The sequence below is a fragment of the Streptosporangium sp. NPDC006930 genome, assembly GCF_040635605.1.
Lineage (GTDB): Bacteria > Actinomycetota > Actinomycetes > Streptosporangiales > Streptosporangiaceae > Streptosporangium.
In genome coordinates, this window is the sequence record NZ_JBEYID010000012.1 from 177,936 (window position 1) to 191,769 (window position 13,834).

The window sequence follows — 13,834 nt, forward strand, 5'->3', positions numbered from 1 at the left end:
TCTGGAACCCCGGGTCTCGAATCCCTCGGGAACCCGTCGAGCATCACCCCCTAATGTGAATTCCACGGGGATCCGGCCAGCGTCGGTTGCCTGGGGTCGAATCATTCGGGGACCTGTCCGGGTTCGTCGACGACTCCCGCCGCGACCTCGGCGGTCGCGAAGACGCTCCCCTTCGAGAAGGCCACCTCGCCGTTGATGAGGTAGTCCCGCAGGTATTCCGTCCGCGAGCCGAGATAGTTGTAGGTCGTGCCGTCGAGGACGACGTAGGAGCGTGCGACGACCTCGCCGTTCTCGTCGCGCTGCGTGCCGGAGCCCGGAGAGCCGGATTCGTAGGCGATGCCCATGCCCGACCTGCCCACCGCGTCGCGTACGCCGAGGTCCACCCGGACTCCGGGGATCCTGGCGAGGGCGCGGAAGATCGCGGCCTCCAGCTTGGGCGGCATGTACTCCTCCTGGCCGAGGTAGAGCGACAGCACTCGGAACGCCCGTGCGTCCGGGTGCTCGTGGAGACCGCGCTCCTCGACCGGCTTGTCCCTCCAGTGCAGGTCGCCCTTGACGTGGTCGAGCAGCTCGTCCGGGTCGGTGGGCAGCTTGGCCAGCCTGTCCGCGTACTGCCGGGGGGACAGGTCGTCGTCACCCGGGTCCGGCTCGATCGTCCGCCTCTGCATCGGGCGCGAGCCCAGCCGGGTCGCCTGCTCGGTGCCGTCGTAGCGGGTCCAGTACTCCTGCGTCTCGACCGCGCCGTCGGCGGGCTGCATGACGACGCTCTTGCGGTACAGCCACTGGTCGGGACGGGGCGAGGTGTCCTCGGGCCGGCGCTTCTCGGCCGTCAGCGCCGCCTGCCGCAGCACGACCTGCGCGCTCACCGGCGTCACCTCCACGATGGCAGGCGGCGACACGACCGGCCGGCCGTCGTCGTTCACCACCACGACCACCGCCGCGATCGCCACGGCGGCCGTCATCGCCGCCGTCGTGACCATCGGCAGCGAGAGTACGGGACGGAACCGGCGGGGCCGCAGAGAACGCGCCCGCAGCGCGCGCAGGCGGTCGGCGTCGGGCTCGGGCGCGTCCGCCCGCAGCTCACTCAGCAGCTTCAGGTCATCCACGGCCGGTCTTCTCCTCCGAGTTGTTCGCGATATCCGAGACGGCGGACGGGTCGACCCCGCCCAGGGCATCGCGGGTCTTTCTCCTGGCACGGTGCAGGCGTGAGCGCACCGTGCCGATGGGCACGCCGAGCGCTCGCGCCGTCTCCTCGTAGCTGAAGTCCGCCCAGGCGATCATCAACAGCACCTCGCGATCCTTCGGCGACAGCGTGGCGAGCGCCCTCACCAGATCGCGCTGCGCCGCCGAGGCCGCCACCCGGGCCTCCACCCGGTCGGCGTAACTCTCGGCGACTTCGTCCACCCCGGTCCTGGCCAGCGAGAGGTACGCCCTGACCTCGGCACGGCGGTGCTTGCCGATGAGGTTGGCCGCGATGCCGTACAGCCAGGGACGGGCATTGGGGTAGTCGGTGTCGTAGCGTCCGAGCCGCCGGAAGGCGGTGAGGAACGTCTCGGAGACGATGTCGTCGGCCATCGAGTCCCCCAGGCGCCGCGTCACATAGCGATGCAGGGCGGGGGCGTGTCGGTCGAACAGCACCGAGAACGCGGCGGGATCACGCCGGGCACGCTTGATCACCTCCGCGTCGTCCGGATCCGTCTTCGTACCCAAGCGTGAACTCCGTTTCCTCGGTCCGGTCACTCTCTTTCACCCGGTGCCGTGAATCGAGTTCTCCACACCCGCGCTCGGTGCTCACCGCACGACGCCGTCCGCGTCCGCCACCGTCGGTCCGGCGCGATCTTCTCCGCGACGGACCGTTCCCTCCGCCGACATGCGCGCCGTATGCCAAAATGATCACTCTCCCGGAGGCGTGAATCGGTCCATCCGGATTACCGAAAAGGCAGTCAACGCCATCAGGAGAGGATGTCGGTTGTCCGTGACGGATCTGGAGCCCGCCTGCGAGCTTCGCGAGCTTGCCGATCACCCCCACCTGGCGGCCCGTCAGGACCAGCTACGTGATCTCGCGGACGCGGTCGCCGATCCCGAGATGGCCGGGCACTGGTGCGAGGTCGACCTGTTCGCCGCCTTCTCCCCCGACGACACCATCCTGGTGGACGAGGAACCGGCGAAGACCACGTCCTCGCCGAGGAGGCCGGGATGGCGACGTGGGCTCGGCGGCGCCGTCGGTCCCGCCCTCGTCTTCGTACCGATCTTCATCACCTGGCTCGGCCTGATGATGGCGACCGGCGCCTACGGCGACCTCCTCGCGGCCGGTGGCCTGGAGGCGGCCCGGCGGCCCTTCCTGGAGATGTGGCAGCAGGGCTTCGGCGGCCGGTTGCCCGCATTCTTCAAGTTCGACAACATCGCGCTCTGTACCCTCGCGGCCATCTTCTGCCTCATCTGCTGGACCGTGTTCGAGAACGTCACCCGGAACACCAGGGAGGACGCCTCGGAGCGGGAGCTGCGTGCCCTCCGCGTCCGGCTCCGCAGGGCGCTGACCGGGGCGAGCCTGGTGCTCGGACAGGTCCGTCTCTCCGCACCGGAGCGGTTCGGCGCCGAGCTCAGCAAGGCGGCGGCCGACATCGGCTTCGTCGGGACCACGGCGCGCAAGGTGCACACCGAGCTGGTCGAGGCGCTCACCCTCACCCTGGAGGCCACCCGTAAGACCACGGACGCACTGGCCGGTAGCGCGATCGACGTGCGCGACGCCGTCGAGCACCTGGGCGGGCACCTGGCAGCCGTCAACAGCACCTGTGACGACCTCGCCGCGGCGGTGGCCCGCTTCTCGGCCGTGATCGACACCGCGGGATCCACGGCCGGCCAGGCCGTCACCGACGTCGGGAACCAGTTGTCGACGACCATCTCCCGGACCACCCTCGACATGCGCCAGGCGTTCAACAACGAACTCGTACGATCCATCACGTCGGTCCAGGGCAGCGTCTCCGGCCTGAACCTCCGGATCGACGAGCTGGTCGGCGTGACGGCGAACATCGGCCACGCCGTCGACCGCGCGGCCATCTCGATCGATTCCGTCGGCTCGTCGACGGAGAAGGCGGTCGACCAGCTCGGCGCACGGGTCACCGACACCATCGCGGGCACGGCCAGAGAGCTTCACCGGACCTTCGAGGGCGCCGGTACGGAAATCCGGGAGGCGCTGGAGAGCTGGTCCGCCGTCGCCCGAACACACACCTCCCCGATCGACGCCGAAACCGGCACCGGCACCGGCACCGATGGAACAGACGACAGCGGCGGCGACGAGCCGGACTCACAGCGGAAAGTCCGAACCTCGCAATGACCACCCGCAGAAGAACCTCCACCACGACCCTGTTGGCCGGCTGGCTCTTCGCCGACCTGCTGCTCGGACTCACGATCATCATGCTGGGCGCGCAGGCGCCGCCCTCCTCCCCCACCGACCTCGTGACGGACGGCACCCGGTTCCAACCGGACCCCCTCCAGTCCCCGCCCGACTCGACCCGGCCTCCGAGCGAAGAGCCACCGGCGGAAGGGCCTTTCGCCGAGAAGCCCCTGGAGGAGGCCTCGGGAAGAGAGCTCCGGACCGAAGATCCCAAGGAGGAGAAGGGCCCGGTCAAGAAGGAACCCGAAGAGAAGAGTCCTGCCCGGCCCGGCCCTTCGCCGTCCCCCTGCACCGGTCTCGTCGGAGGCGTCCGGGCGAAACCGGTCACGCTCTCGTTCCGGGTCACCCCCGGCGCCGGTGACGGCGTACTGGCCGCACAGGTCCGCCAGGAGTTACGCAGGCACCGGGACAGACTCGCCGGACGGCGCGTCGGCATGCTTCTCACCTTCGGCTCCGACGACGGTGCCAGGGGCGGCGTTCAGCTCGCCTCCAGGGTCAACGCGGCCATCCTCGAGGCGTACCCGGGCACCTTCGGCACGGCCGTGACCCGTGACTTCCACGACCTCTCCGCCCCGAGCGGGTCGATCTCCGCTGAGATCTACTTCGTGACCCACGGCTGCTCCCCCACGGCCCCGACGTCGTTCGACAAGTGAACGGGGTCCCCCATCGAGTGACGTGCGGGCCGGCGAACCAGCCCTTTTGGCTCCGTCATCCGGCGATCCGGACGCGCCGCACGGCCAGGTGGAACGCCGCTTCGGCAGGCTCAAGCAGCGGCGGGCCGTCGCGACCCGCTTCGACCGGCTCACCGGTCGCTACCCGGCAAGCGCTACTCGGTAGGGCGCCGCCATGGCATGCCTCATGCTCCGGCAGCGCCCTACCGAGCCCTGCCGAGCCATCAGACCTCCCTAGTAGCGGGGTTTGCGGCTCAGGGCGATGCCGGCCACCAGGAAGATGCCGCCGATCACCCCGGCGCCTATCGCTCCCGGAGTGTTGGCGGGGGTGCTGCTCGCCTGGAAGACGGCGGTGACGATGCCCATCACGCCGCTGATGTAGCAGAAAATCGTGATGAAGATCTTGACGTTGGTGCTCACTGGATTCCTTCGGTGGGGCGACGGCCGTCTGTGGGCGCGTCGGGGGCGGTACCGGCTGCGGTGAACCCGAGGAGCATCACCCAGGCGTTGGGGTCTGCGCGGAACCGGTTCCAGCGGTCGGCGGCGAGGGCGAACTCTCGAAGCGACAGCACACCGGCCGCGAGGAGCGGCTGCAGCCGTCCCGGGCCGAGGTGGGGGGCGAAGTCATCCGTCGGTCGGGTGTCGTTGGTCGTGGCGAACGGGCGAAGGGCGACCTCCGTGAAGCCGGTGTCACGTAACAGGCGGGTGAGACGGCGGCCGATCGTGCGGTCACCGCCGGCGGCCTGCTGGGTCGCCGCCATCTTGGCGTGGATCCCGGCGAGTTCCGGGTAGGTCGGGTCCGCCAGGCCCCAGCAGGAGGCGTCCACCTCGGTGACCAGGACGCGGCCACCCGGGCGGAGGATCCTGCGGGCTTCCGCGAGGGCCGGTGCGGGGTCGGGAAGATGCTGAAGGACGTACCTGAGGAGTACGTATCCCACACTCGCCGTTTCCAGCGGCAGGTCGGCGGCGTCGGCGACGATGAGTTCGGCACCGGCACCCTCGGCGTGGGCGAGCAGGTCGGGGTCGATGTCCACGGCGACGAGCGACAGGTCGGGCATGGCCCGGCGCAACCGCCTGGTGATCGCGCCAGACCCCGCGCCGACCTCGACGAGCGGGCCGTTCGACGCGGTCAGTCCCAGCTCGCGCAGCAGGCTCAGCTCCTCGTCGAACGAGAGCGCCGCCTGGGCCTCCAACCGTGCCAGCTCTCCTGCCATCCCACCCGCCGTGGTGGCGGCGGGGTTGTACGAACCGGCGTTCGGCGCCGAGGCTGCGGGGGTGGCGGGGGCTCGCCGGATGGGAACGGGCCGTGCGGTGTCGTGGCCGGTGACGGTCGCCGCCGGTGGCGGAGGGGTGTCGTGGCCGTTGTCGGTCGGATGAGCAGCGGTGGCCGGGGGCGGAGGGGTGGGGACGGTGGTCATCGGGGGCTCACGGTCATGCGCATGCCGTGCTTCGGCCGTAGCGTCACCAGCGCCTCCGGCTCCACCGGGAAGCCGGGTTCCAGCGTGAGCCGTACCGACTGGGCCAGCATCGCGAGGACCAGCGTCGCCTCGGTGAGCGCCAGGTGCCGGCCGATGCAGACACGCTCGCCGCCGCCGAACGGCAGGTACAGGTGGCTCGGCAGGTCGGCGCCGTCGAAGCGGTCGGGTACGTACGCATCCGGGCGGTCCCAGTAGCGAGGGTCGCGGTGCAGGACCCACTGGCTGACGCACACCAGCGTGCCGGGCGCCACCGGATGGCCGTCGAGCTCGTCGTGACCGGTCGCGCGGCGGGAGATCAGCCAGACCGGGGGGTACAGGCGCATCGCCTCCTGCACGGCCCGGCCGCACAGTGGCAGGTCGAGCAGGTCCGCGGCCGTGGGCCGGCGTCCGCCCAGGACGTGGTCGACCTCGGCGCGGATCCGTTCCGCCTCCTCGGGATGGCGGTCCAGGAGGTAGAGGGTCCAGGTCAGGGCCTTGGCGGTGGTCTCGTGGCCCGCCATGATCAGGGTCAGCACCTGGTCGCGCAGGTCGGTGTCGGACAGGGAGCCGAGCATGGTGTCGAGCAGGGTGCCGACGGCCTGGGGATCCTGGGGAGAGGCGCGGCGGGCGGCGATCACCGTACGGGTGATCATGTCAAGGAGGGCGCGGGCGCGTACGTAGCCCTGCCGCCTGCGGACGGTGTCGGCGGGATCGGGATCGGGGTCGGGTACGTAGTGGCCGATGAAGCGGTTGACGTCGTCCACCGCCCGGCCGAACCCGTCGCCCGTCCCGCCGAGGTCCACGTCGAGCACCGCGCGGGTCAGGATCGACAGGGTGAGCGAGGTGAGCTGGTGGTCGATCGGCTGGGGGGCGCCGGTCTCGGCGGGGCCGCGCCAGCGTTCCAGCAGGGCGGCGGTCTCGTCGGTGATGATCTCGTCGAAGGAGGCGACCGCGCCCCGGCGGAAGGCGGGGGCGCACAGCCGGCGCTGACGTGACCATTCCGCGCCGGTGCTGGTGAGCAGGCCGTTTCCGAGCAGCGGGCGCAGCATGTGGTCGTCCGGCGTGTTCTTCTTCGTGTAGTTGCCGACGTTGTCCTTGAGGATGTGCCGGGCGAGATCCGGGCGGTGCGCCATGAGGACGGTCTCGCCGTTCGCGTGGTGAGCGGTGACGTCGCCGTACCGGCGGGCCAGGCCGGTCACGAACCCCAGCGGGTCGCTGCGCATGCGTCCCATGTCCACGGGGCTGGACGGGCCGGGGGGAAACCGCGTGCCTGTGGTGGTCACCGACGCCTCCGTTCAACGTACTTAAGTATCCGCATTACGTATTCACGGGTGCCGGATATACGTATTGAGTATTGTTGATGATTCCATCCGTACTGTGGGATGCTGCTAATGTAACACCGCACAGAAGAAGGTATCAATACTTACATGAATGGCACATAAGTTAAGTCTTGGTAAGCGCCGCCCGACATGCGACAGTCCATTTCAGTTGCCGACGCAGAAAGCAGCGGCAAACACCCGAGAGGGAGAATCGCATGGCTCTCGAACCGCAGGAGCGCGCGGAGTTCATCAACGCCTACACCCGTACGCTCATCACCGCCTGGTCGGATGAGGAGTACGCGGCCCGGCTGAACGCGAACCCGCGTGCCGCGCTGGCCGAGTCCGGGCTGGTCGTCCCGGAGGACGCCGAGATCGTCATCGTGCGGCACATCCCCGAGGGGCACGAGGAGGGCAACCTGGACGTCCAGGTGGGTCTGTGGGAGGTGGGCCTGGCGACCGGGCAGTTCGAGTTCCACATCCCTGAGACGCCGGTGGTCGACGCCGCCGAGCTCAGCGAGGGGGACCTGTCCGACATCGCGGCCGGCGCCGCCGACGCGGCCGCCTGCTACTACTGCTGCTGCCCCTGCTGCTGCTGCACCTGATCTCCGGCGCAATTCCGGCATAATTTCCGGCGCCATTTTTAAAATCGCCATGCCGTTCCCGTCAACGTCTCCATCGGAGGAATAAGTCGATGGCTTCCGCCGCCGCGGAAAACGATCCGGTCGCCGTCACCGGCCTGAACAAGCGCTACGGAGAGCACACGGTGCTCACCGATCTGAGCCTGCGGGTGCACCCCGGTGAGGTGTTCGCCTTGCTCGGGCCGAACGGCGCGGGGAAGACCACGACCGTGGAAATTCTCACGGGAGTACGGCGGCGGAGCGGTGGAGACGTACAGGTCCTCGGCCAGGATCCGGCCAGGGACCGTCGGGAATGGCGAGCGCGTATCGGGGTGGTCGGCCAGTCCACCGGCTCCTACCCCGATCTCACCGTGGGTGAGGTGGCGAGACATTTCGCCGCCATGTACCCCAGGCCGCTGCCGCCCACGCAGGTGCTCGACATGGTCGGCCTGGGACAGTACGAGAAGAAGAAGACCACGGAACTCTCCGGCGGCCAGCAGCGCCGCCTGGACGTGGCGGTCGGCGTGATCGGCGACCCAGAGTTGATCTTCCTTGACGAGCCCACCACCGGGCTCGACCCGGTCGCCCGCCGCGAGGCGTGGGAGCTGGTGCGGTTCTTCTCCGGGCGCGGCTGCACGACGGTGCTGACGACCCACTATCTGGACGAGGCCGAGACGCTCGCCACCCGGGTGGGGGTGATCGCGGGCGGGCGCCTGGTGGCCTGCGGGCCGCCGGCCGAGCTGGGCGGGCGGGCGACGACCCCGGCCACCGTGTCGTTCCGGCGATCGGAGTCACTCGCCGGCCGGGAACTTCCCGACCTGCCCCGGGGGGCGGTGCTCGAACCGGGTCCGACGGGCGCGGGCGACCCGGTCACCGTTCTGACCTCGGAGCCGACCCAGCTGGTGAGCCTGCTGGGTGCCTGGGCCGAAACAGAGCTGCCCGAGCTGACTGTGCACCGGCTCACCCTGGAAGAGATCTACCTCAACCTCATCGACCGGCATCGCGAGCAGCCGGAGGAGAACACGTGAGCGTCATGGAATCCGTCCACGCGCCCGGTCGCGGTCTGCTGCCCGACCTGTGGCGGGCCAGTGCCGCCCGGTCGTCGGTCGAGCTGAAGTCGTTCTTCCGCAACAGGCAGTCGCTCGTCTTCACCCTGTTCTTCCCGGTGATCCTGCTGGTGGTGTTCGGCGCGATCTTCACCGGCAAGGTGCAGGGCACCGAGACCGACTTCCGGCAGGTCTTCATGGCGGGCATCGTCGCCGCCGGTGTGATGAGCACCGCCTTCTCCGGGCTCGCCATCAACATCGCGATCGAGCGGGACACCGGTCTCATCGGCAGGCTCGCGATGACGCCGATGCCCAAGGCCGCCTACTTCATCGGCAAGCTGGTGAAGGTCGTGGTGACCACCGTGGTGGAGATGGTGCTGCTGCTGGGCATCGCGGTGACCGCGTTCGGGCTGCCGCTGCCCAGCACCGCGCAGCGCTGGTTCACCCTCGCCTGGGTGCTGACGCTGGGCACCGTCACGTGCGCGCTCACCGGGATCGCCTACAGCGCGGCGATCCCGAACAGCCGCTCGGCCGCGGCGATCGTGACGCCGGTGTTCATGGTGCTGCAGTTCATCTCCGGAGTCTTCTACCCCTTCCACCAGCTTCCCGCGTGGATGCAGAACACGGCCGCGCTGTTCCCGGTGAAGTGGATGGCGCAGGGGTTCCGTTCGGTGTTCCTGCCGGACAGCTTCACGGTCGTGGAGCCGGCGGGCAGCTGGGAGCTCGGCCGCATCGCGCTCGTCCTCGGGCTGTGGGCGGCCGGCGGCCTGCTGCTCACCGCGTTGACGTTCGGCTGGCGCACCGCGCGTGCGCGGTGATCCGTCCAGGTGGGGACGCGTTCAGGTGGGGACGCGTCCCGGCGGGTGATCACGTCAAGGCAGGTGATTCGTCCAGACAAGGTGGTTCGTCCAGGTGAGTGATCCCATCCAGGCGGTGGCTCGTCCAGGTGGGGGATCCCGTCCAGGTGCTTGACCGGGCAGGCCGTTGACCAGACGGGCCGTCGATCGGGATAGCGGCTGATCAGGCAAGCGACAGCAAGGGAACCGACGCGTGACGGCAGGCACTCAGATCCGTCTCCCCGCCCACCTCCCCCATCCCTTCTCCCCCGCGGGACGGGCCGATCCCTATCCAGCCTACGACTGGCTACGTTCCCGCGCCCCCGTCCACCACGACGTGATGTCGCGGCTGTGGCTGGTGACCGGGCACGCCGACTGCTCAGCCGTACTGCGTGACCGGAGGTTCTCGGCGAGCGCCGGACAGCAGGGGCGGGCGCGCGGCGAGGAGTTGCCGCCGTCGATGCTCACCACGGACCCGCCCGACCACACGCGGCTGCGCGCGCCGGGACTGCTGCTGCTTGGCCCCGCGGCGATCGCGTCGGTGGCCGGGGGGGTCGCCGCCGACGTGGACGACCTTCTCGAACGGCTCGCGGGCGAGAGCGTGGTCGACGCGGTCAGGGAGATCGGGGGCCCGCTGTCCACCTCGGTCTTCCTGCGGCTGTTCGGACTGGCGGAGAGCGACAGGAAGGTCTTCGAGCAGCTCGCCCAGGCGGCCTCGATCAACCTGGATCCGCTCGCCGGGCCGCAGGTGGCGGCGCTGGGCAGGTCGGCCATGTCGGAGCTGAGCCGCTTCCTGGACGAGCGTCGCGCGAGCGCCGCGCCCAGCCCGCTGACCCGGTTCGCCGCCGACGACCGGCTCACCCGGGCGGAGATGCTCGGGGTGCTCGGGCTCGCCGTGGTCGGCGGGTGGCAGCCGCTCGCCGAGGCGATCGGCAACGCGCTGTACTGGCTGCTTCCCCGGCCGCAGGCGCTCGCCGCGCTGCGCGGGGGCGGGGACGAGTTCGCGCGTACGGCGATGGACGAGTTGCTGAGGTTGGAAGCGCCGATCCCCTTCACGGCGAGGGTCGCGGTCGAGAACGTGACACTGCCCGGCGGCGAGGTGCCCCGGGGGGCGAGGGTGCTCGCGGTTGTTGCCGCCGCCAACCGGGACCCGGCCGTTTTCGACAGGCCGGGAGAGCTGCTGCTCGACCGGACGCCCAACCCGCACCTCGCCTTCGGCGGGGGGCCGCACTTCTGCCTGGCGGCGCAGCTCGTCCGGCAGACGGGGGCGGTGCTGCTCGCCCGGCTGGCCGGGCGGTTCCCGGCCGCGTCACTCGCCGACGAGAAGCCGGCCTGGGCCGCCACCCTCATCCCCCGGCGGCTGCGCTCCCTCCCGGTGAACCTGGGAGTGGAACCGGGGGGCGGGGATGCGTACTGAGGTTCTCGTGATCGGCGCCGGGGTGAGCGGGCTGACCTGCGCCACCCGGCTGGCCGAGGCCGGGGTACGTACGGCGGTGGTCGAGGCGAGGTCACGGGTGGGCGGGCGGATACGGACGTTTCGTCCTGCGGACGGCGGCCCCTCGCTGGAGCTGGGCGCGCAGGTCGTCCACGGGGACCTGAACCCCGTCCACGGGATCGTGGACACCGAGACGGCGCCGCGGCCGACCGCGGCGCGGGTGGTCAGTGGACGGGTGGGCCGTCCTATGGGGGCGCTGGCCCGCACGCCGCATCCGCCGTGGGCGCTGGAGGCGAGGCTGAACGCCGAGGGCGCCGGGATCGGTGAGTCGGTGAACGACTGGCTCGTGGACAGGGGCGGGCCGTACCCGGTGGCGAGCGAGTGGTTCCGCCAGATCTGGGCCACCGATCCGGAGCGGCTCAGTGCCCGGGGCGTGGCCGAGGCCCATCGGGGGGACACCGCGGGGCGGGGGGAGTTCGTGGTGTCGGGCGGGTTCGACCTGCTGCCGGGGCGGCTGGCCGCGGGGCTCGACGTGCGTACGGACTGCCCCGTCCAGGTGCTCGGCTGGTCGCCGGGGCGGGTCGCCGCGCAGACGCCCGCCGGGATCGTGGAAGCGGAGCGGGTGGTGGTGACCGTGCCGCCCTCGGTCGTGACCCACGGCGCGCTCACCGTCAAGGATCTGCCGGAGCCCAAGGTCGAGGCCGCGCGTGCCCTCGCCGGTGGGGACGGCTGCTGCGTCGTCGCGACCCTGTCCGTGCCCGCGCCGGAGACGGCGTCGGTGTTCGACGCGGACGGGGTCGGCGGTTTCGTGAGCTGCCGCGAGGGGCGTCCCGAGGCGTTGATCGTGGCCAGGGACGCGGCGGCGGCCTACGTGCGCGCCGCGACCACCGGCTCCGGCCTCGCGCCTCTCCTCTCCGTGGCCCTGCCCTGGGCCGCGCGGGCCGAGGTGGTGGGCACCGAGGTCGCCGACTGGGGGTCCGACCCGTGGAGCCGGGGTGCGTTCACCGCGCCGCTGCTGGGCGCCGAGTGGGCTCCGGTGATCTGGGCCGAACCGGTCGCGGACACGCTTTTCTTCGCGGGCGAGGCCACGGTCTCGGGGACGCGCCTGCCGTGGGTTCAGGGGGCGATCGCCAGCGGGGTGATCGCCGCCGACCGGCTCCTGGAGGCGATGGGCTGATGGCATCACATTCGGAAGATCCACAACAGTCGGCGCGGTCGACGACACCGCATCCGGAAAAATCGCGACATCTAGCGCGGTCGGCGGCATCACACCCGGAAAAATCACGATATCCAGAGCAGTCGACAGCACCCCAAGCGCACTCGACGGCACCGCACTCCGGCTGGTACCTGCCCGCCTTCACCTCGGAGCTGGAAGCCGAGGTGACCCCCCTGGAGATCGGCACCCGGCGGCTGGTGGCGGTGCGGACCGAGACGGGGCTCCGCGTCTTCGACGCCGACTGCCCGCACCGGGGCGCGCATCTCGGCTACGGGGGGCGGCTCTCCGGCGGCTGCCTGGTCTGCCCGTTCCACGGCCGCAGGATCGCACTGGGCGACGCGGCCGGACGGCTGTCGGTACGCGAGCACCACGTGATCGTCTCCGGTGAGGCCGTGTTCGTCCGCCTCTCGGACGGCCCTGAGGACGATCGGGGACTCACCAGGGCACTCAAGGAGCTGGAGGCGACCCACCCGCTCACGGCGGCCGTGACCAGACCGCTCGCCGCCGATCCCGCACTGGTCGTGGAGAACGCCTTTGACGTCGACCACTTCACTGAGGTGCACAAGGTGCCGAGGCTGCGCGGGATGGCGCATCGGGACGGGGACGAGGGCGAGCTCGTCATCGAGGGCGAGTTCGTCATGGGGGCGAAGCCGGGGAGCACCTCGGGGCAGCAGGTCACCCGGGCCGGGTTCCTGGCCCGCGCCTACAGTCCCGGCGTGGTCGTCACCCGGTTCGGGCCGCCGGGGTGGGAGCAGGTGATCGTCACCGCCGCCGTGCCGTACGAGAGGGGCGGGTGCGTGGCGCGGGTGGCGATCGGGGTCCGTGCCGAGCAGCGCGGGGAGTTGCCGCTGCTCATCCACGGCAGCGAGCGCGCGCTGGAGGAGGACGCGGTGATCTGGGAGCGGCTGAACCCGCGGGCGGTGCCCCGCTTCGACAGCAGGGACGTCGCGGTGGTGGCCTACCGGGAGTTCTGCGCGACCTTCGGGGAGCCGGCGTGAACGGGTTGCGGGTCGTCAGCTCGGGAGCGGGTCCCGCGGTGCTGTGGGTGCACGGCTACACCATGGACCTCACGCTGTGGAAACCGCTGTGGAAGCTGCTGCCCGGCTGGCGGCACATCGGCGTGGACCTCCCCGGCCACGGCGGCTCCGAACCGTTGCAGCCGGGCGTGACCCTGCCGTCGCTGGCGTTAAGGCTGGCCGAAATAGCCGAGGCCGAAGCGGCGGAGCGGGTCGTGGGACTCTCCTTCGGCTCCAGCGTCGCGCTGCAGATGGCCCTGGACGCGCCCGAGGTGGTGCGACGCCTGGTGCTCGCGGCGCCGACGCTCGGCGGCGCGCCGCCCGACCCGGCCGCCCGGCGGCGCTACATGGAGCTCATGATGGTGCGCAGGGCGGGCGGCGGGCGGGAACAGATGGCCGAGCTGTGGATGAGCTCCCCTCCTGACATCTTCCGCGGCACCGAGGCGCACCCCGAGCTGCGGGCGCGACTGCGGGCGGTGATCGGCGGGCACTCCTGGGCCGAGCTGGACACGGGGGCGATGGCCGCGCTCAGCGCGCACCGGCATCCTCCTGAGGATTTGACCCGGATCAGGGCCGCCACCATGGTTATCATCGGTGACTCGGACATGCCCACCTTCGTGGCCAATGCGAAGACGCTGCGACAGATGGTGCCCGAATGTCATATTCGGACAATCCCTAACTCGGGGCACCTTCCCCTGTTGGAGCAGCCAGAAATGTCGGCAAAAGCGGTATTTGCGGGACTGACATTATCTGAGAGAGTAGATCGGGTTTGAGGCTGTTGTACGAGCGTTTACAGTTAGACACCCGTAAGGGGGGTTAGTTGCCCC

The 13,834-nt window shown here is 70.6% G+C and carries 14 protein-coding genes; 9 read left to right on the forward strand and 5 right to left on the reverse strand.

All coding sequences use genetic code 11. The features are described from left to right. Positions 1–101: 101 nt before the first annotated feature. Both ABZ664_RS22095 and ABZ664_RS22100 read right to left on the reverse strand, forming a co-directional pair. Positions 102–1,106 carry a CU044_5270 family protein gene (locus ABZ664_RS22095; RefSeq protein ID WP_362512801.1) on the reverse strand — a complete coding sequence of 335 codons (1,005 nt, stop codon included), beginning with the start codon at positions 1,104–1,106 and terminating at the stop codon, positions 102–104. After that, a complete protein-coding gene (locus ABZ664_RS22100; RefSeq protein WP_362512805.1) occupies positions 1,099–1,710 on the reverse strand; it encodes an RNA polymerase sigma factor in 612 nt (203 codons plus the stop codon). Before ABZ664_RS22100 ends, ABZ664_RS22095 begins: the two co-directional genes overlap by 8 nt. Positions 1,711–1,969: 259 nt before the next feature. Here ABZ664_RS22100 and ABZ664_RS22105 point away from each other — a divergent pair, with 259 nt between their 5' ends. Together ABZ664_RS22105 and ABZ664_RS22110 are read left to right on the forward strand one after the other, a co-directional pair. After that, positions 1,970–3,334, forward strand: coding sequence for a hypothetical protein (locus ABZ664_RS22105; protein WP_362512808.1), 1,365 nt, complete (start codon positions 1,970–1,972; stop codon positions 3,332–3,334). Continuing rightward, the gene (locus ABZ664_RS22110) at positions 3,331–4,047 is read left to right on the forward strand and encodes a hypothetical protein (protein WP_362512812.1); all 717 of its coding nucleotides are present in this window, start codon (positions 3,331–3,333) and stop codon (positions 4,045–4,047) included. Before ABZ664_RS22105 ends, ABZ664_RS22110 begins: the two co-directional genes overlap by 4 nt. Positions 4,048–4,299: 252 nt before the next feature. Here ABZ664_RS22110 and ABZ664_RS22115 read toward each other — a convergent pair whose 3' ends face one another. Genes ABZ664_RS22115 through ABZ664_RS22125 form a run of 3 tightly spaced genes read right to left on the reverse strand, consistent with a single transcriptional unit; the run spans position 4,300 to position 6,805 of the window. Then, a complete protein-coding gene (locus ABZ664_RS22115; RefSeq protein WP_362512816.1) occupies positions 4,300–4,485 on the reverse strand; it encodes a hypothetical protein in 186 nt (61 codons plus the stop codon). Continuing rightward, positions 4,482–5,483 carry a methyltransferase domain-containing protein gene (locus ABZ664_RS22120; RefSeq protein ID WP_362512819.1) on the reverse strand — a complete coding sequence of 334 codons (1,002 nt, stop codon included), beginning with the start codon at positions 5,481–5,483 and terminating at the stop codon, positions 4,482–4,484. The genes ABZ664_RS22115 and ABZ664_RS22120 overlap by 4 nt, the downstream gene beginning before the upstream one ends. Continuing rightward, positions 5,480–6,805 (reverse strand): cytochrome P450, encoded by a 1,326-nt coding sequence (locus ABZ664_RS22125; protein WP_362512824.1) that lies wholly within the window; start codon positions 6,803–6,805, stop codon positions 5,480–5,482. Before ABZ664_RS22125 ends, ABZ664_RS22120 begins: the two co-directional genes overlap by 4 nt. Before the next feature lie 251 nt (positions 6,806–7,056). Between ABZ664_RS22125 and ABZ664_RS22130 the strand changes: the two genes are divergently transcribed. The 7 genes from ABZ664_RS22130 to ABZ664_RS22160 all read left to right on the forward strand — a co-directional run bounded on the left by ABZ664_RS22130 (position 7,057) and on the right by ABZ664_RS22160 (position 13,780). Continuing rightward, complete coding sequence (locus tag ABZ664_RS22130) at positions 7,057–7,443, forward strand: hypothetical protein (RefSeq protein WP_362512827.1); 387 nt, start codon at positions 7,057–7,059, stop codon at positions 7,441–7,443. Between the two features lie 89 nt (positions 7,444–7,532). Beyond that, positions 7,533–8,486 (forward strand): ABC transporter ATP-binding protein, encoded by a 954-nt coding sequence (locus tag ABZ664_RS22135; protein WP_362512830.1) that lies wholly within the window; start codon positions 7,533–7,535, stop codon positions 8,484–8,486. Between the two features lie 5 nt (positions 8,487–8,491). Next, on the forward strand, positions 8,492–9,322 hold the full coding sequence (locus ABZ664_RS22140; RefSeq protein WP_362513020.1) for an ABC transporter permease: 831 nt from the start codon (positions 8,492–8,494) through the stop codon (positions 9,320–9,322). 232 nt (positions 9,323–9,554) lie between these two features. Continuing rightward, a complete protein-coding gene (locus ABZ664_RS22145) occupies positions 9,555–10,757 on the forward strand; it encodes a cytochrome P450 (RefSeq protein WP_362512833.1) in 1,203 nt (400 codons plus the stop codon). Continuing rightward, entirely contained in the window at positions 10,747–11,952 is a 1,206-nt protein-coding gene (locus tag ABZ664_RS22150; protein WP_362512836.1) for an FAD-dependent oxidoreductase, read from the forward strand. Before ABZ664_RS22145 ends, ABZ664_RS22150 begins: the two co-directional genes overlap by 11 nt. Next, on the forward strand, positions 11,952–12,989 hold the full coding sequence (locus ABZ664_RS22155) for a Rieske 2Fe-2S domain-containing protein (RefSeq protein ID WP_362512840.1): 1,038 nt from the start codon (positions 11,952–11,954) through the stop codon (positions 12,987–12,989). Before ABZ664_RS22150 ends, ABZ664_RS22155 begins: the two co-directional genes overlap by 1 nt. Next, complete coding sequence (locus ABZ664_RS22160; protein WP_362512843.1) at positions 12,986–13,780, forward strand: alpha/beta hydrolase; 795 nt, start codon at positions 12,986–12,988, stop codon at positions 13,778–13,780. Before ABZ664_RS22155 ends, ABZ664_RS22160 begins: the two co-directional genes overlap by 4 nt. The last annotated feature ends 54 nt before the right edge of the window (positions 13,781–13,834 follow it).